General features: G+C 67.1%; 14 protein-coding genes. 3 read left to right on the top strand and 11 right to left on the bottom strand.

The genetic code is table 11. From position 1 onward, the window contains the following. Positions 1–14 precede the first annotated feature (14 nt). On the top strand, positions 15–404 hold the full coding sequence (gene rpsK, locus RCO27_RS07720; RefSeq protein WP_135086426.1) for a 30S ribosomal protein S11: 390 nt from the start codon (positions 15–17) through the stop codon (positions 402–404). A 116-nt stretch (positions 405–520) separates the two neighbouring features. Next, complete coding sequence (locus RCO27_RS07715) at positions 521–1,582, top strand: DNA-directed RNA polymerase subunit alpha (RefSeq protein ID WP_309002089.1); 1,062 nt, start codon at positions 521–523, stop codon at positions 1,580–1,582. A gap of 124 nt (positions 1,583–1,706) precedes the next feature. Here the strand turns inward: RCO27_RS07715 and RCO27_RS07710 are convergent, their stop codons facing one another. From RCO27_RS07710 to purE, 7 genes are all read right to left on the bottom strand, one after another. Further along, positions 1,707–4,778, bottom strand: coding sequence for a calcium-binding protein (locus RCO27_RS07710; protein WP_309002088.1), 3,072 nt, complete (start codon positions 4,776–4,778; stop codon positions 1,707–1,709). Positions 4,779–6,068: 1,290 nt separating this feature from the next. After that, positions 6,069–6,569, bottom strand: coding sequence for a hypothetical protein (locus RCO27_RS07705; RefSeq protein ID WP_309002087.1), 501 nt, complete (start codon positions 6,567–6,569; stop codon positions 6,069–6,071). A gap of 10 nt (positions 6,570–6,579) precedes the next feature. Next, positions 6,580–7,053: a hypothetical protein gene (locus tag RCO27_RS07700; RefSeq protein ID WP_309002086.1), complete on the bottom strand. Its 474-nt coding sequence runs from the start codon at positions 7,051–7,053 to the stop codon at positions 6,580–6,582. Positions 7,054–7,102: 49 nt separating this feature from the next. After that, complete coding sequence (locus RCO27_RS07695) at positions 7,103–7,417, bottom strand: DUF1905 domain-containing protein (protein ID WP_309002085.1); 315 nt, start codon at positions 7,415–7,417, stop codon at positions 7,103–7,105. 87 nt (positions 7,418–7,504) lie between these two features. Next, positions 7,505–7,777, bottom strand: coding sequence for a hypothetical protein (locus RCO27_RS07690; RefSeq protein WP_309002084.1), 273 nt, complete (start codon positions 7,775–7,777; stop codon positions 7,505–7,507). A gap of 73 nt (positions 7,778–7,850) precedes the next feature. Continuing rightward, a complete protein-coding gene (locus tag RCO27_RS07685) occupies positions 7,851–8,918 on the bottom strand; it encodes a 5-(carboxyamino)imidazole ribonucleotide synthase (protein WP_309002083.1) in 1,068 nt (355 codons plus the stop codon). Then, entirely contained in the window at positions 8,915–9,403 is a 489-nt protein-coding gene (gene purE / locus RCO27_RS07680; protein ID WP_309002082.1) for a 5-(carboxyamino)imidazole ribonucleotide mutase, read from the bottom strand. The genes RCO27_RS07685 and purE overlap by 4 nt, the downstream gene beginning before the upstream one ends. 132 nt (positions 9,404–9,535) lie before the next feature. Here purE and RCO27_RS07675 point away from each other — a divergent pair, with 132 nt between their 5' ends. Continuing rightward, positions 9,536–10,150 carry a GGDEF domain-containing protein gene (locus RCO27_RS07675; protein ID WP_309002081.1) on the top strand — a complete coding sequence of 205 codons (615 nt, stop codon included), beginning with the start codon at positions 9,536–9,538 and terminating at the stop codon, positions 10,148–10,150. A gap of 164 nt (positions 10,151–10,314) precedes the next feature. Here RCO27_RS07675 and RCO27_RS07670 read toward each other — a convergent pair whose 3' ends face one another. From RCO27_RS07670 to RCO27_RS07655, 4 genes are all read right to left on the bottom strand, one after another. After that, the gene (locus tag RCO27_RS07670) at positions 10,315–10,746 is read right to left on the bottom strand and encodes a hypothetical protein (protein ID WP_309002080.1); all 432 of its coding nucleotides are present in this window, start codon (positions 10,744–10,746) and stop codon (positions 10,315–10,317) included. A gap of 36 nt (positions 10,747–10,782) precedes the next feature. Further along, on the bottom strand, positions 10,783–11,010 hold the full coding sequence (locus RCO27_RS07665) for a hypothetical protein (protein ID WP_309002079.1): 228 nt from the start codon (positions 11,008–11,010) through the stop codon (positions 10,783–10,785). Positions 11,011–11,115: 105 nt separating this feature from the next. Beyond that, a complete protein-coding gene (locus RCO27_RS07660; RefSeq protein ID WP_309002078.1) occupies positions 11,116–13,623 on the bottom strand; it encodes an FtsX-like permease family protein in 2,508 nt (835 codons plus the stop codon). 11 nt (positions 13,624–13,634) lie between these two features. Continuing rightward, positions 13,635–16,115: an ABC transporter permease gene (locus RCO27_RS07655; protein WP_309002077.1), complete on the bottom strand. Its 2,481-nt coding sequence runs from the start codon at positions 16,113–16,115 to the stop codon at positions 13,635–13,637. Positions 16,116–16,122 lie beyond the last annotated feature (7 nt).

Here is a 16,122-nt window from a genome sequence, read left to right as displayed (position 1 = left end):
AGGTCAGACAAGACATGGCACGTGAACCGCAGCGCCTTCGCCGTCGCGAGCGCAAGAACATCACCGCCGGCGTCGCCCATGTGAACGCCAGCTTCAACAACACGATGATCACCATCACCGACGCGCAGGGCAATGCGATCGCCTGGAGCTCGGCCGGCATGATGGGCTTCAAGGGCAGCCGCAAGTCGACTCCCTATGCCGCCCAGGTTGCCGCCGAGGACGCCGGCAAGAAGGCCGCCGAACATGGCGTCCGGACCCTCGAGGTCGAGGTGAAGGGCCCCGGCTCGGGCCGCGAGAGCGCGCTCCGGGCGCTGCAGGCGGTCGGCTTTACGATCACCTCGATCCGCGACGTGACCCCGATCCCGCACAACGGCGTCCGCCCCTCGAAGCGGCGTCGGGTCTAGTCCGGGCGCCTGACCCCGAGCCCGCGCCGCACCGGCGCGGCGGGTTGAAGACGAAGTTTTTGAGAATACCTCGGGAAGCTGCCCCTCTCGGCTTCCCCAACAGCCAAGGGAACATCATGGCCGTCAACGCAAAGAACTGGCAGGAAATGAAGAAGCCCAACGCGCTGGAGAAGAAGGTCGGCGGCGACAGCCGCCGCAAGGCGACCTTCGTGGCCGAGCCGCTGGAGCGCGGCTTCGGCCTCACGCTCGGCAACTCGCTGCGCCGGGTGCTGCTCTCCTCGCTGCAGGGCGCCGCCGTCACGTCGATCAAGATCGAGGGCGTGCTCCACGAATTCTCGAGCCTCGCGGGCGTGCGCGAGGACGTGACCGACATCGTTTTGAACGTGAAGCAGGTCGCGCTCCGGATGGAAGGCGAGGGGCCCAAGCGCCTGACGCTGTCGGCCACCGGCCCGGGCGAGATCACCGCCGGCCAGATCGCGGTCACCGGCGACATCGAGGTGATGAACCCCGATCTCGTCATCTGCCACCTGGACGAGGGCGCGACGCTCAACATGGAGCTCACCGCCGAGACCGGCAAGGGCTATGTCCCGGCCGCCGCCAACCGCCCGGCCGACGCGCCGATCGGCCTCATCCCGGTCGATGCGCTGTTCAGCCCGGTGCGCCAGGTCAGCTACAAGGTCGAGAACACCCGCGTCGGGCAGGAGCTCGACTATGACAAGCTGACGCTGACGGTCGAGACCGATGGCACGGTGAGCCCGGACGACGGCATCGCCTATGCGGCGCGGATCCTGCAGGACCAGCTCCAGCTCTTCGTCCACTTCGACGAGGGCATGGTAAGCGTGCCGACCATGGCCGGCATCGCGGTGCCGAGCGCCGAGCAGACCGAGGCCGACGCCAACCAGCTCAACCGCTACCTCTTGAAGAAGGTGGACGAGCTGGAATTGAGCGTGCGCAGCGCCAACTGCCTCAAGAACGACAACATCATCTACATCGGCGACCTGGTCCAGAAGACCGAGGCGGAGATGCTCCGCACGCCGAACTTCGGCCGCAAGAGCCTCAACGAGATCAAGGAGGTCCTCGCGAGCATGGGCCTCCGCCTCGGCATGGACATCCCGGGCTGGCCGCCGGAGAATATCGAGGAGATGGCCAAGAAGCTCGAACAGGAATTGCTTGGGTAAAAGTGGCGTTGCTCGTCGTGCCGTCCCCCCAAACGGCATTCGGGAGCGCCGTTTATCCGGTTTCAAGCCAAACAAAGGGCCGCCGAAGGGCGGCCCTTTTTGTGCGCCCTGTTCCGACCGGTCCTCAGGGCACGTAACAGTGGAAGTCGGCCATGTAGCCGTATCGGAGCGGAACGGAGGCCATTTCGTCCGGTTGCCAGACGGCCGCATGTGCAAACTCCTCGCCGCCGCCGCCCATCAGCTGCTGGCCGAATGCCATGTCGTAGAGGTCCTCGTCGGTCCAAACGGTGGAGTCGGCGAAGCGGACTTCCTCGATGGCATAGTCCTCTTCGACGCCGAGCCCGATCGTCACGCTGCCGGCCATGCCATCGAAAGACAGGACATAGTCGCTGCCATCCGCTGTCACGACCACGTCGGCCGGATCGATGCCGCTGCCGAATGAGAGATAATCCGTGCCGGTCTCGTCGAAGATTGCGTCGTCGCCGTCACCCGGATCATATCGGTAGGCATCGTTTCCTGCCTCGTCATAGGTTTCGTCGTCACCTAGACCCAACTCATAGTCGTCGTCGCCTTCACCGCCTTCGATGACGTCGTTTCCATCAAGGGCCCTTAGCGTGTCGTTGCCCGCCAGACCGAAAAGATAGTCGTCATTGCTTGTGCCGACCAAGAGGTCGGCGCCGGACGTGCCGTTATAGTCGGTCACGAGGTCATCGGTGGCATGGCTCTGATTGTCGGTCACGAAATAGACGGTTTCAACCGAGGTCAGCCGGATCCGGCCTTCCAGTCCACTCATGCCCTGGACGGAAACCGTTCCATCCATCTCATGGGTGAAGATGAAGTTTTCACGTGCGCCGAACAGGCTCAGCGTGTCGGCGCCATTCCCGCCGTCGATCGTGTCCGTTCCGCCGGAAGAATGGAAATTGTCGTCTCCATCGCCGCCTCCGATCTCGTCATCCCCGCGACTGCCACGCAGATCGTCGGCGCCGGACGTGCCCTGATTGTCCAAAGGGTCGCCCGCCACACCGTCTCGATAATCCTCTAGGGCCGTCTTGTATGCCGCGACCGATCCGGTCTGAAGCACGACCTCGGGGCTGAGGCCATAATTGTGCAGGAAGTCGAGAACGCTGAGTGTATCCTCAGACAGTTCGATGGAGGGGAGATCGATGTCGAAGCTGGGACGGCCATCCTCCTTGTAGAAAGGTCCCGACAAGGCGTCCGACGGGTCGTCCTCATATTCGTTCGAACCCGTTACGTCTTCGAACAGGATCGTGGCCCCGGTCGCGTTGACCCTGACGACCAAGTCGCCGCGGAGCTGCACCGTGCCGTAGAGGCCTGGTCCCGACGGAGGATTGTCGGCGATGATCTGCGCATCCCAGATCACCGTCACATCATCCTTGGCAAGGCTGGAGAGGTCGAACCTGCCGGTGTGACGGTGGGTGACGCCGTCGGCATCGCGCGCGATTACGGTGTCGTGCCCGTCATTGGCGCCGAACTCGACGGTGATGTCGAGATCGCCGTCCTCAGGCGGAAGGAGCATGATCACGTCATTGCCGGCACCGCCCGCAACATAGGCATCCAAGATCGCCGTGACCTCGATATAGTCGTCGCCCGAGCCGCCCTCGGCAGAATCCCCACTGCCCGCCACCACGAGATAGTCGTTGCCCCCGCCGCCATACATCTCATCGCCGCCGCTCCAGCCGCTGACGATCATGTCGTTGCCGTCGCCGCCGGTCAGGATGTCGCTAGCGGTGTCCTCGCCGCCGAAGATCATCGCATCGCTGCCGTCGACAGTGATCACGTCGGCGCCCGCGCCGCCGTCGATCCGCTTGAGGCCGTCGTGAACGGCGAGGTCGGTGATCTCGTCGTCATAGGCGGAGCCGATGATCTGGGTCTTGGCGTTGAAGAGGTTGATCGTGCCACCGCCGTCCGGTGTGCTGGCGGTGCCGGTGCCCTGATCGTCGATGTTGACGACGATCCTGCCCGAGAGTTCCTCGGCGTTCGCGATGACATCGGCGCCGGGCCCCATGTCGATCGTCAGCGTGTAGCCGTTGGGGATCAGGCCCGAGAGGTTGAGATAGTCACTATACTCGGTGGCAATGATCTTCTCGATCGAATGTAGCGTGTCCGTGCCGCCTTCCGCATCGTTGACAGTGATGGCAGTATTCGATCCGTCTCCGTGAAAGTTGATCGTGATATACCCTGGGCGTGATGCATTGTAGCTGACGGTATCGGTATCTGCGCCGCCGTTAGTCCTGTCTCCTTCGTCTCCGCCCCAGATCGTGTCGTTGCCAGCGCCGGCGGTGAATTGATCGCTTCCCGCGCCGCCGATCAGTGTGTCATTGGCCCAGACGGAGTCAAACAGGCTGTCACCGTCGAGAATGAAGTCGTTGCCGTCCCTTCCGTGAAGGATGTCGGGCCGGTACGATCCAGTAATTAAGTCTCCCTGCAAAGTACCAACGACCATGTTAGTTGGCTCGACGCTGGTGATGTCGCCACTTTGATCTTCTTCCAGCAGCGCATCGATGTCGCGCCATTCTTGATAGGTGAAATAGGTGCCGATTGCGCGACCCGTCGGAATGACGTTGTTGCCTGTGGAATCCAGATAGCCGACCTGCGACGAATGGGTACCGATGACGTAGTCCAGTCCGCCGAAATTCAGCAGGTAGACCCCTCCACTGTCGCCAATGTTCGCGGCAATGTCATATTCCAATCGCCCGTTCGCCACAGCGGTAACGCTACCCGATCCGGAGGTGCCAACATGCCCCGTCCGGTTTCCTTCTCGAGACACATACGCCCCATTTAGTGCCGCGCCCGGATTCTTGAGATCATTATCGTCTAGAAAAACGACGAGGCCGTCAGCAGATGACCCTATCTGTCCCCCGCCTTGAATGATGACTGTGTCGTAGCGAGCAAGGCCAGCCTCTATTACCCCGTTTACCGGGATCGCTCCTCCCGCTGCAATCAATTGGTTGACTGAATCCAGATATTGTCCTGCATAACCTCGGTATGAAAGACCGATCGTGTTAGACCCATCAATGATATCTGGGCTGGATCGACTTCTGTCCCATTCGAACACGATATGACCAGCAGTCAGTACGAAGTTGTCACCGATGCGATAGCCGGTTCCACTGGTAGTGCTGTTCGGAAGTTGATCGTCACGCGTTGGGCCCGATACTGTTGTTCGATGACCGGCCATGCTTTCCTACTCCGTACAAAAGGTTCCCCAGACGGCGCTTCCTTCAGGATTCGGAACGCCGCCAACAATCGCGCGATCGTGCCCACCAGCGGAAGTGTGTCGCGGAGGCCCTCCCACGGGTCTTGAACACGGGACAGCGTCGACCCATTCAGAACAGCCGAGCAAGTGGGGATGCTCGTAGTGACGCGCGGCCAACCCGGAGCAGCTGGGGGTGCCGTTGCCGCCACGTTCAGAGCAAATTAGATCGCCTGTGAGAGCGTCCGACCACGCTTGGCACCACGGGTGACGCATTGCTGCGATCCGGCGTCCGTTGAAAGGGCGGCCCTCAGTAAATGCGGTACAGAGCGTCGTCTCGCCTTCGTTGACCGCCTCCGCCTCTGAGCCCTGCCAGCGGCTTTCGCAAAAGCGCAGACTTGATTGACGTGCACCGCCAAAGTTGTCCCGAAAGGCTGAAGTCGCATGCGGCGCCGTTGCGCCTGCGCAAAAGGGCTCCGATGGTTCAACGGCCCGATCAGGGTCAGCCGTACAATGAATGGCACCATCAGCTCCAGTCCGGGAGCACAGCTTCTGCCAATTGGTCCAGATGAGACAATGAGGGTGCGTCTCGCCGAACGCCAGCAAAGCACGATCCGCTGCGGCGGGATCACGTGTCGACGTATCGGAGATTTGAGCAACGCTGCCCTGCGGTGCGAGGGAAATGCACGCGCCAGCCCCGAGCAGGCAGCCAACGAGTCCCCAATAAACGAATCGACGCATGGCGACGCGCCTCCTTATCGTTGCTGAAGCTGTCACTGGATTGTTGCATCTGCAAGTCTATTTCATGGTATATTATTCGTTTTCAAAGTAACCGGGAAGAAGCGCGCCTTATAGTTAATGTTGATACTATCGAAGCGAGGCTGGCGCATATCGAATGCGGCGCGGGCGATCCCAAAAAGCTCTCCGACTCAAAACGGGCCGGAGGTTCGTCGCCGCCGGCCCGTCCTGCCGTTTCGCATGGAGCAGTGGGACGCTTGTAGCCGCAGATCGGGATCAAGGCGACTCCCGAATGAGCCGGGGATTGCGGCCGCGCCGCCAGCCGGGCGCGCTGATCGAGATCGGGACGATTCCATGGGAACAGCGGCCGGCGCAGCGGGTTTAGCCCCCGTCGATCGCCCCCCAATCGACGACGTGAGCGGCGGGCCTCCCAAAACGCTGGCGGGAGGCCCGCATCGCTCGGGCCATCGGCATGCCGTCGCGCCCGGCTGGAATTTGAACGCGCGGCACGGAAAGATCCGCGGGCGCCGGCAGCGGTCAGCCGGGGACGCGCCGGTTGGAGAAATGCAAGGCGGCGAAGGGGAAATCCGCCGTCCCCCAGCGGCGGAGCGCCCGGTAGAGTTTCTCGTAATAGCCGCGGACATGGGCCGACGGCGTCACCCACCAGTTGACGTCGGCGTCGCACCGCGCCAGCTCTTCCGAGAGCGGCGTGCGCCGTCCCAGGGGATAGAAATAGCAGCAGCCAAGATATTCGCCTGCATCGGTGTGGGCGGCGTAGCTGAACGAATAGCCCTCGCGGAACTCGCATTCGTGCCAGACGAGATCGATATAATTGCCGTCTTCGGTGACCGGCCCGGCCGGCCAGCCGCCGCCGCGGGTCTCGCGGATCAGGTCGAGGCTGGCGTTGATGCCGGCGACGTCCTCGGCGAGATGCTCGCGGCCGAGCCGGCTCGCCACGATGTCCTCGAAGGTCAGCCGGGGCGGCGCCGCGAAGCCGGCGGGCAGGCGGATGGGCTTGATCAGCTGCGCATAGTCCATCGGCGTTCTCCTATGGCCATGGCCAGGCCTTCAGCACCCGCACGCCGTCCGGTCCGGCGCCGGGCCAGAGTTGCACGAGATACTGGTCGTCCCCTTCGAGCCCGTTTTCGCTGAGCGTGTCGAGACCGGAGAGGTTCACCCGCACGCCGAGCGGCCCGGTCGTCACCTCGAGCCGCGGGGACGTGGCTTCGTAGTCGGTCAAACCGGCGAGCACGAGCCGGCCCGTGGGGCAATCGAAGCCGGTTTCGGCCACATGTTGCCAGTCATCGAGAGCCGGCGCCGGACGCTCGGCGTGCCATTCGACGCGCACCGGCACCGTCATGTTGCGCGCGGTGTGGAGGACGACCGCATGCGGCCCGGCCATGAGGCGGCGGGCGATCGTCTCGTCCGTATAGTCGTCGGGGAGATCGGGGTGATCCTCGTCGCGCAGGTAGATCTGGAAATAGTCGGCGAACAGTTCGCCCTCGAAGAGCAGGCTGGCCATGACTCCTCCATCCTTCCGTCCCGACGTTCAGGCCACGGCTGGCCCCGGCTCAGCGCGCCACGATCCGCATCCGGACGCTGACCCGGTCGCCCAGGCCGACGCCGGCGGCCTTCTGCACCGCCACCTTGACCGGCAGCAGATAGGTGTCGCCCTGCGGGAAGAGCGAGGTGGTGAAGCGGGTCGTGCCGATCGCCGCCTCGACCGGGACGACGCCCCAGCCGTAGCTGGCGAGGCGGGCGGCGTAGCGGACCTCGCCGACCAGGTCCGCCGGGACCGGCACGAAGAGCCAGGGGGCGGGGCCGCGCCAGTGGATGATCTCGCCATCGAACGCGATCGAGGCCAGGGCTTCGCCGTCCGCAGTCACAGTTTCGCTCCCGTCGATCGCCGTCCGTGCCGGCACAGCCATGGCGGGCCGGGGCCGCGAATGCAACGCGGCGTCTGACGGGCCGCGTCAGTTCGAGTTGCGTGGCTCGCCGTCGCGGCGGATGTTGAGATTGACGTCGATGTCGCCGATCCCGTTGTCGACATTGTCGACCACCCGGCCGGCGCGGTCGGCGACGTTGCCGACGTCGGACGCGGCCTCCTCGGCGGCCCGGCCGACATCGTCGACGACATTCTCGACGCCGGGCGCGTCATAGCTGATCGTGGTCTGGCCGTTCTGGCGGTCGTTCTCGACGCTGCACGCGGCGGCGAACAGGAGCGGGAGCGCGAAAAGCAGTCGCATGGGCTTCCTCCATGGTTTGCCGGTCAACGCCCGTCGACCGTTTCGGGTCCGCGCGCCGCGGCAAGAAGAGGGCTCAGGCGCTCAGCCGGGTGACGTGGCCCATCTTGCGGCCCGGCCGGGCGTGGCGCTTGCCGTAGAGGTGGAGGTGCGCGCCGGGCTCGGCGAGCAGGGTCCGCCAGTCGTCGGCGTCGCGGCCGATCAGGTTCACCATCTCGACGCGCGGCGCGGTGCGGCCGGTGGCGCCCAGCGGCAGGCCGCAGATCGCGCGGATGTGGTTCTCGAACTGCGAGCTGACCGCGCCCTCGATCGTCCAGTGGCCGCTGTTGTGGACGCGCGGTGCCATCTCGTTGAACAGCGCCTCCTCGCCGACCGCGAAGAATTCCAGCGCCAGCACGCCGACATGGTCGAGCGCCTCGGCGACGCGGCGGGCGAGGGCCTCGGCGGCGGCGACGGCGGGCTGGAGGGCGGGCTCGACGGGCACGATCGAACGGTCGAGGATGCCGCTCCTGTGGATGTTGCGCGGCGCGTCCCACAGGACGGTCTCGCCGTCGGTGCCCCGGCACAGCAGGATCGAGAATTCGGCGTCGAAGGTGACGAAGCTCTCGAGCAGCGAGGGGGCGGCGGCGACGGTTTCCCAGGCGAGGGGCGCCGCCTCGGGCCGCTCGATCCGCGCCTGGCCCTTGCCGTCATAGCCCAGCCGCCGCGTCTTCAGGATCGCAGGCGTGCCGATTTCGGCGAGCGCCGCTTCGAGGCCGGCCGCCTCGTCGACCCGCGCGAAGGGGGCGGGGCGGCCGCCCTGGCGGACGACGAAGCTCTTCTCGCTCAACCGATCCTGCGCGATCTCCAGGGACTCGCGCGGGGGATAGAGCGGGACCTGGCTGACGATCGCGCTCAGCGGGCCGGCGGCGATATTCTCGAACTCGTAGGTGCAGACGTCGACCTGGCCGGCGAAGCGCGCCAGCGCGTCCTCGTCGTCGAAACGGCCGCGGGTGAGGTGCGCCGCGACCTCGCCGGCGGGCGGCGTCTCGTCGGGCGCGTAGATGTGGCACTTGTAGCCGAGCGAGGCGGCGGCGAGGCTCAGCATGCGCCCGAGCTGGCCGCCGCCGACGATGCCGATGGTGGAGCCGGGCGGAACGATCATTCGGGGCTTTCGGCGACCCCCTCGGTCTGCCTGGTGCGCCACGCCTCGAGCCGGGCGGCCAGCACCGGATCGGCGGTGGCGAGGATCGCCGCAGCGAGGAGACCGGCATTGGCGGCGCCCGCCCGGCCGATCGCCAGCGTCGCCACCGGCACGCCGGCGGGCATCTGGACGATGGAGAGCAGGCTGTCGAGGCCATTGAGGGCCTTCGATTCCACCGGCACGCCGAGCACCGGCAGGCGGGTCATCGACGCGGCCATGCCGGGCAGGTGCGCGGCGCCGCCGGCGCCGGCGATGATCGCCTTGAGCCCGCGCTCGACGGCGCTGCGGGCATAGTCGTAGAGCCGCTCGGGCGTGCGGTGCGCCGACACCACTTTGGTCTCGTAGGGAATGCCGAAGGCGTCGAGCATCTCGGCCGCGCCCTTCATCGTCTCCCAGTCGGAGCGGCTGCCCATGATGATCCCGATGAGAGGCGCTCCGGCGGTCATGTCGTTTCGAGCCTGTTTGGTCGGCGAAGCGCAGTCCTTAACCACCGCCTCGCGCGAGAGCAATCGCCGCTTCGCGGCTTGTTAACCAGTGCTGGCGTAGAAAGCGGGCCTTTGGTGGGCAAGGGCCGGGCAGTGGCATCACAGGCGGAATTTTCGAGGAACCCAGGCAGTCGCTATGACGACGCGCCGGACGTGCGCGAGGAGCTGGCACGACTGGCCGACGAGAATGCGCTGCTGCGCGCGGCGCTGGCCGAGACGCGCGCCCGGCTGGGCGATCTCGAGGAGGCGGTCGACAGCGATCCGCTCACCGGGCTTGCCAACGAACGCGCCTTCCGCCGCGAGCTCGACCGGGTGGTGCGCCAGGCGCAGCGCCACGGCACCCCGGCGGCCCTGCTCTCGATCGATCTCAAGGCGCTGAAGCGGCTCAATGCCGAGCGCGGGCGGATCGCCGGCGACGCGGCGCTCGCCCATGTCGCCCGGCTGGTGAAAGGGCTGATCCGGACGACCGACGTGGCAGCGCGGTTGGGCGGCGGCTTCACCCTCATCCTCGACCATCTCGATCCCGATTCCGCGATCGACACCGGCGAGCGGATCGCCCGCTTCATCGCCGGCCAGCCGCTCGATCTCGGCGGGGCGCAGGTCGCGCTGGAGGCGACGGTCGGCGTCGCCGCAATCCTCGCCGGCGACAGCGCCGAGGACGTCCTCGGCCGCGCCGAGCGCAACATCGCCCGGATGAAGGAATTCTAGGGCCCCGGCGTCGTCATTGCGAGGAGCCCTTCGACGCCGCCTGCGGCGTCGCTCAGGATAAACTGCCGCTGCGCGGCAGCGACGCGGCAATCCAGTCCTCGCGCCAGCGCCGCTCTGGATTGCTTCGCTACGCTCGCAATGACGATTTCGGCCTCAGGCGTTAACTAGGCGGAGAGCGTGCTGCGGACCGCTGCATGGGCATCGGCGGCGCGCTGGATCGCTTCGGCCGCCGACCAGCCCCAGGCGAGATGCCCCGCGAGCAGCACGGCGCTGCCCGGCGCCGCACCCGTCGCCGGGCGCACGGTGAGCCTGGGCAGCAGCCCGGCCTCGCCCGCCAGCCAGAGCCCGCCGCCGGCAAGCGCGCCGGTCAGCCGGCCGAGCCGGGGATTGGTCGCCGCGAGGAAAGCGCCGAAGGCAGCGCCATAAGCGAAGTCGCCGAGCCGGATCGACGACGCGAGGGTGTCGCGCGCGTTGGCGCGGCCGCCCTGCAAGCGGCGGACGGTCGACGCGAAGACCAAGGTAGCCGCGACGCCCGCGACGCCGCCGATCGCCAGCCGCGCCGCAAGGCCAGGTCCGTCAGTCTGCTGCTTCGCCATGGCGCCGCCATAGCCCGGCGGCGCGGCCCGGAAAAGTCAGAGCTCGACGCCGCTCGCGATCGCCTCGAGCTTTTTCAGGCGCTCGCGCACCGCGGCGAGCTCGATGCGCGTGCCGACGTCGCCCTCCGCTTCGTTCGCGGTCCGCCGGTGCGCGAGCTCGAGCCGCTTGAGCTCGAGCCAGCCCTGCCAGGCTCGTGAAGCGGCGACGGTCAGCATCGCGGCGATCGTCAGCGCGGTCGCGGCAAGGATCAGGGTGGTGGTCATTTCGGGTCCCATCTCAATCAGCCTGTCTGGCAAGGCGGGGCGGCTTCGGCCCCGGATATTCGGCGGAGGTCGATGGCGGTTCGACGAACGTCACCATGAGGGCCGTCATTCATATCTGAGCGCCACGATCGGGTTGGTCCGCGACACGCGCAGGGCATGGCCGGCGATGGTGCCGAGCGCGATCACGAAGGCGAGAAGGCCGGCGACGACGAATGGCCCCGGCCCGAGATCGACCCGCGCGTCGAAGCCGTTCAGCCAGTCGCGCATCACCCACCAGGCAACCGGCCAGGCGATCAGGTTGGCGACGATCACCGGCTTCGAGAACTGCCAGGCGAGCAGCTTGACGATGTCCAGGACGGTCGCGCCGAACACCTTGCGGATGCCGATCTCCTTCGTCCGCCGATCGGCGGTGAAGGCGGCAAGGCCGAACAGGCCGAGACAGGCCACGATCACCGCAAGCGCGGCAAAGGTCGTGAAGACGATGCTGCGCGTCTCCTCGGCATCGTAGAGCTGCCGGATGATGTCCTCGCTGAACTCGGCCTCGAACGGGACCTCCGGCGCGATCCGCTTCCACACCCGCTCGACGCGGTCGCGCACCGCCGTCGGATCCCCGGAATAGCGGACCAGCAGCCAGCCCGGCTGGGTCCGCTCGTAGAGGAACATCGTCGCCGCGACGGGCTCGCGGATCGAGCGGAAGCGGCTGTTGCCGACGACGCCGATGATGGTGACGGGCGTGCGCCCGACCGTCTCCACGTCGCCGTCGTCGGCGCGCAGGGTCCGGCCGATCGCATCGGCGGGTCGCGCGAAGCCCAGCCGCCGGGCGGCCAGCTCGTTGAGCACGACATTGTAGCCGCGTCGCGCCATCGTCGCTTCGGCCCCCCCGTCCGGCAGGTCGGCGGCCAGCGTGCTGTCGTCCATCGCCTGCCGCTCGCTGAAGGTGCGGCCGGCAACAGTCGGGATGTCCATCGTGCGGAAGAAGCCCGGATCGATCCGGTAGAGCTCGAACTCGACCGGCTCGGTCGCGCCGGGCGCGGTGACCGTCATGTTCTCCATGCCCCAGGTGGCGACGCCGATCGTCGAACGGCCGACCGAGGTAACGCCTTCGACCGCGCCGATCTCGCGCAGCATCGTGTCGAGGACGGGGCGCAGGGCGGAGCGATAGATGTTCCCGACCTGGAGGATGCCCTCGCTGCGATAGCCGACGTCGATGGTGCGCGCGAAGGCGGTCTGCGCGTAGATGACCGAGGTGCAGATGATGAGGGCGATCGAGACCGCGAACTGGCCGACGACGAGGATGTTCCTCAGGCGACCGGAGCCGGCCGGATCGGTGGACGACTGGTTGGCCTTGAGCACCGAGGCGGGACGGTAGCGGGACAGGATGAAGGCCGGATAGAGCCCCCCCGCGCCGCCGACGATCAGGATGAGGCCCGGGATTGGCAGAAGCATCCCTTGTTCACCGAAATAGCGGACCCGAAGATCGGCATCGAGCAAGGCGTTGACGGTGGGCAGCAGCATCTCGACCAGCGCCACGGCGATCAGCATGGCGGTCGCCGTGAGCAGGATCGATTCGCCGAGGAACTGGGCGATCAGCTGCCGCCTGGAGGCGCCGAGCACCTTGCGCAGCGCCACTTCGCGGGCGCGCTGGCCGGCGCGGGCGGTGGCGAGATTGACGAAGTTGATGACCGCCATGGCGAGGATCAGCACGCCGACGATCCCGAGCGCGACGATCGTCCCGCGATCGTTGGTCGGCCGCATCCCGTTCTGCGATTCGCCGAGATGGATGTCGCGCACGTTGATTAGCCGCCAGTCGACGTCGGTGCCGGGGTTGACCCGTTCGCCGCCGATCACCCGGTCCGGAATGTTGCGGCGCTCCCATGCGGGCATCTGCCGCGCGATCTCGGCGACGTCCGCGCCCGGCCGCAGCCGCGCATAGACCCAGCCGTTCTTCGGCATCCACTGGGTCAGGAACGGGACGGAGCCGCCGTACAGCGTCTCGAAATCGACGCGTGCCACCACCGACAAAGCGAGATGGCTTTCGCGGGGCGGGTCCTGGACGACGCCGACGATCCGGTAGTCGGTCGTCCGGCCGCCTGCGACGAGGGCCAGGGTTCGCCCGACCACGTCGATCGTGCCGAAGCGCCGCTGCGCCTCGGTTTCGGTCAGCACCAGCTCGCCCGGGGCGACCAGCGCCCGTCCCGGGTCGCCGCGCAGGAAGGGGATGCGCAGCACATCGAACAGCGGCCCGTTGACGAAGAGGAAATGGTCGCTGACCGTGCCTTCGCCATCCTGGAGGATGACGGGCTGCATCTGGCCCGCGTAGACGACCTGCTCGACCTGCGGGAACTGGCGCAGCCGCTCCCCCGAGACGTAGGACGTCATCTGGGTGCCGCCCAACTCCACGTCCGGATCGTCGCTGCGGGTGATCCACTGCTGCAGCTGGAAGGTGCGCGCCGCATCGGGCAACCACGCGTCATAGGTGAGCTCGTAGCGGACGTAGAGGAGCACCGTGAGGCAGGCGGCGAGCCCGAGCGACAGGTCGGCGATGTTGATGACGGCGTAGGTCTTGTTCCTGACGAGCGCCCGGAGGCCGACGACGAGATAGTTCTTCCACATGATCGACCCTCCTACTCGTATCTGAGCGCGACGATCGGATTGGTCCGGGACACGCGCAGGGCGTGGCCGGCGATCGTTCCAACCGCGATCACGAAGGCGAGGAGCCCGGCGAGGACGAAGGGGCCGGGGCCCAGGTCGACCCGCGCGTCGAAGCCGTTCAGCCAGCCGCGCATCACCCACCAGGCGACCGGCCAGGCGATCAGGTTGGCGATCATCACCGGCTTGGTGAATTGCCAGGCGAGGAGCTGGACGATGTCGCGGCTGCGCGCGCCGAACACCTTGCGTATGCCGATCTCCTTGGTGCGCCGTTCGGCGGTGAAGGCGGCAAGGCCGAACAGGCCGAGACAGGCAATCACCACCGCGAGCGTCGCGAAGCCGGCGAAGGTCTGCCCGCGCGCCGCGTCGGTGGCGTAGAGTCCGGCGAGCTGGGCGCCGGCGAACGCGCCCTCGAACGGCACGTCCGGGACGACCTGGCGCCAGACCCGGCCGATCTGCTGGCGCACAGTTTCGGGATTTGGCGATCGGTAGCGGACGATGAGGGTGCGATAGGCGCCGCGATCGTGGAATATCATCGGTTCGGCGGCTTCGCGGAGCGAGCGGAAGCGGCTGTCGGCGACGACGCCGACGATCGTCGCCGGCACCAGCTCGCCGCCGAACATGCTGGGGCGGACCTGCTTGCCGATTGCGTCCGCCGGGCTGTCGAAGCCGAGGCGGCGGGCGGCAAGCGCGTTCACCACGACGTTGAAGCCGCGCTCCGCGAGCGCCTGCTGCGCCGGCGCGACCGCTTCCTCGGGCTCGAACGGCGTCCAGGCATTGTCGTTGGCAAAAGCGCGCGACAACGGCCGCCCGGCCAGCATCGGAATGCGCATCGTGCCGAAGAATTCGGGGCTGACGCTGTAGAAGCCGATCAGCGGCGGCGCGGTCAGGCCCGGCGCCTGGACGTTGGTATTGAAGGTCGTGCCGCTCGCGACCGAGATCGAGCCGGCCGCGACGCTCTCGACGCCGGGCACGCGGCCGATCTGGCGCATCAGCGTCTCGGTCGCGCGGACCGCCGAGGCGCGGTTCATGTTCTCGACCTGGATCAGGCCCTCGCGCTCGAAGCCGAGATCGGTGGTCTGGACGAAGACGGTCTGCGCGTAGACGACGATGGTGCAGATGATGAGCCCGATCGAGACGGCGAACTGGGCGACGACGAGGGTGCCGCGCAGCCGCCCGGTCCCGCCCGGCTCGGCCGAGGAGCGGTTGGCCTTGAGCACCTCGCCGGGCCGGAAGCGCGACAGGTAGAAGGCCGGGTAGAGGCCGCCGGCGAGGCCGACGACGAGCCACAGCGCCAGGACCGGCAGGAGCACGCCGCCCGCGCCGAGATACCGGACCGAGAGATCGGCATCCAGCCAGGCGGAGACATAGGGCAGGCCGAGCTCGACGAAGGCGAGGGCGAGCAGCATCGAGACCGCGGTGATCAGCAGCGATTCGCCGAGGAACTGGAGGACGAGCTGCCTGCGGTTGGCACCGACCACCTTCCTCAGCGCCACCTCGCGGGCGCGCTGACTGGCGCGGGCGGTGGCGAGGTTGACGAAGTTGACGGTCGCCATGCCGAGGATCAGCAGCGCGACGATGGCGAAGGTGACGAGAGTGCGACGGTCGTTGCCCGGCCGCTCCAGCTCGCCCTCCGCGCCGCTCAGATGGACGTCGCGGATGTTGACCAGCCGCCAGTCGAACAGGTCGCCTTCGTTCACCCGCTGGCCGCCGACATTGCGCGGCGGGATGCTGCGCCGCTCCCAGGCCGGCATGCGGGCGTTGATCGAGGCCGCATCGGCACCGGGGCGCAGCTTCAGATAGACATAGCCGTTGATGCAGCCCCAGCCGCAATCCGCCTTCTCCGCGTCGGTGATCCGGCGGACCAAGGAGATGTTCAGGTGGCTGTTGCGGGGAAGATCCTCGAACACGCCGGTGACGCGCATCGCATATGGCTCGCCGCGGCGGATGCCGGTGAGCGTGCGCCCGAGCGCGTCGATCGTGCCGAACTGCCGGATCGCCTCGCTGCGGCTCATCACGACGCCGTCCATCCCCGCGAGCGCGCGGGCCCGGTCGCCGCGCAGGAACGGCAACTGGAGAATGTCGAAGAAGGCGGCGTCGACGAGGAAGGCGGGGGCGAAGACCGGCTCGCCGTTGCGGAGCAGGACGAGCTCCTCGCCGTCGGCGCGCGCGATCGCCTCGATCTCGGGGAATTCCCGGCCCAACGAGTTGGTGATGATGCCGTGCGTCGCCTGCAGGACCGCGCCGGGATCTTCCGGATCGATGCTGACCGTCTGGACCTGGAACACCCGCTCCGCGTCCGGCAGCCAGCGGTCGTAGGTCGTCTCGTAGCGCACGTAGAGGAGGAGCAGCAGGCAGGCGGCAAGGCCGGTGGCGAGGCCGAAGATGTTGATGAAGGCGTAGGTCTTGCTGCGGACCAGCGCCCGGAACCCGACGGTCAGATAGTTGCGCCACATGATCCGC

Source organism: Sphingosinicella sp. LHD-64 (assembly GCF_031157375.1).
Lineage (GTDB): Bacteria > Pseudomonadota > Alphaproteobacteria > Sphingomonadales > Sphingomonadaceae > Allosphingosinicella.
Note: the sequence above shows the minus strand (reverse complement) of the source record. Positions and strands in the feature narration are given on the sequence as shown.

What these genes read in the sequence shown, in the direction of transcription:
- rpsK (WP_135086426.1), top strand. Translation starts at nt 15, where the DNA reads ATGGCACGTGAACCGCAGCGCCTTCGCCGTCGCGAGCGCAAGAACATC.
- RCO27_RS07715 (WP_309002089.1), top strand. Translation starts at nt 521, where the DNA reads ATGGCCGTCAACGCAAAGAACTGGCAGGAAATGAAGAAGCCCAACGCG.
- RCO27_RS07710 (WP_309002088.1), bottom strand. Translation starts at nt 4,778, where the DNA reads ATGGCCGGTCATCGAACAACAGTATCGGGCCCAACGCGTGACGATCAA.
- RCO27_RS07705 (WP_309002087.1), bottom strand. Translation starts at nt 6,569, where the DNA reads ATGGACTATGCGCAGCTGATCAAGCCCATCCGCCTGCCCGCCGGCTTC.
- RCO27_RS07700 (WP_309002086.1), bottom strand. Translation starts at nt 7,053, where the DNA reads ATGGCCAGCCTGCTCTTCGAGGGCGAACTGTTCGCCGACTATTTCCAG.
- RCO27_RS07690 (WP_309002084.1), bottom strand. Translation starts at nt 7,777, where the DNA reads ATGCGACTGCTTTTCGCGCTCCCGCTCCTGTTCGCCGCCGCGTGCAGC.
- RCO27_RS07685 (WP_309002083.1), bottom strand. Translation starts at nt 8,918, where the DNA reads ATGATCGTTCCGCCCGGCTCCACCATCGGCATCGTCGGCGGCGGCCAG.
- purE (WP_309002082.1), bottom strand. Translation starts at nt 9,403, where the DNA reads ATGACCGCCGGAGCGCCTCTCATCGGGATCATCATGGGCAGCCGCTCC.
- RCO27_RS07670 (WP_309002080.1), bottom strand. Translation starts at nt 10,746, where the DNA reads ATGGCGAAGCAGCAGACTGACGGACCTGGCCTTGCGGCGCGGCTGGCG.
- RCO27_RS07665 (WP_309002079.1), bottom strand. Translation starts at nt 11,010, where the DNA reads ATGACCACCACCCTGATCCTTGCCGCGACCGCGCTGACGATCGCCGCG.
- RCO27_RS07660 (WP_309002078.1), bottom strand. Translation starts at nt 13,623, where the DNA reads ATGTGGAAGAACTATCTCGTCGTCGGCCTCCGGGCGCTCGTCAGGAAC.
- RCO27_RS07655 (WP_309002077.1), bottom strand. Translation starts at nt 16,115, where the DNA reads ATGTGGCGCAACTATCTGACCGTCGGGTTCCGGGCGCTGGTCCGCAGC.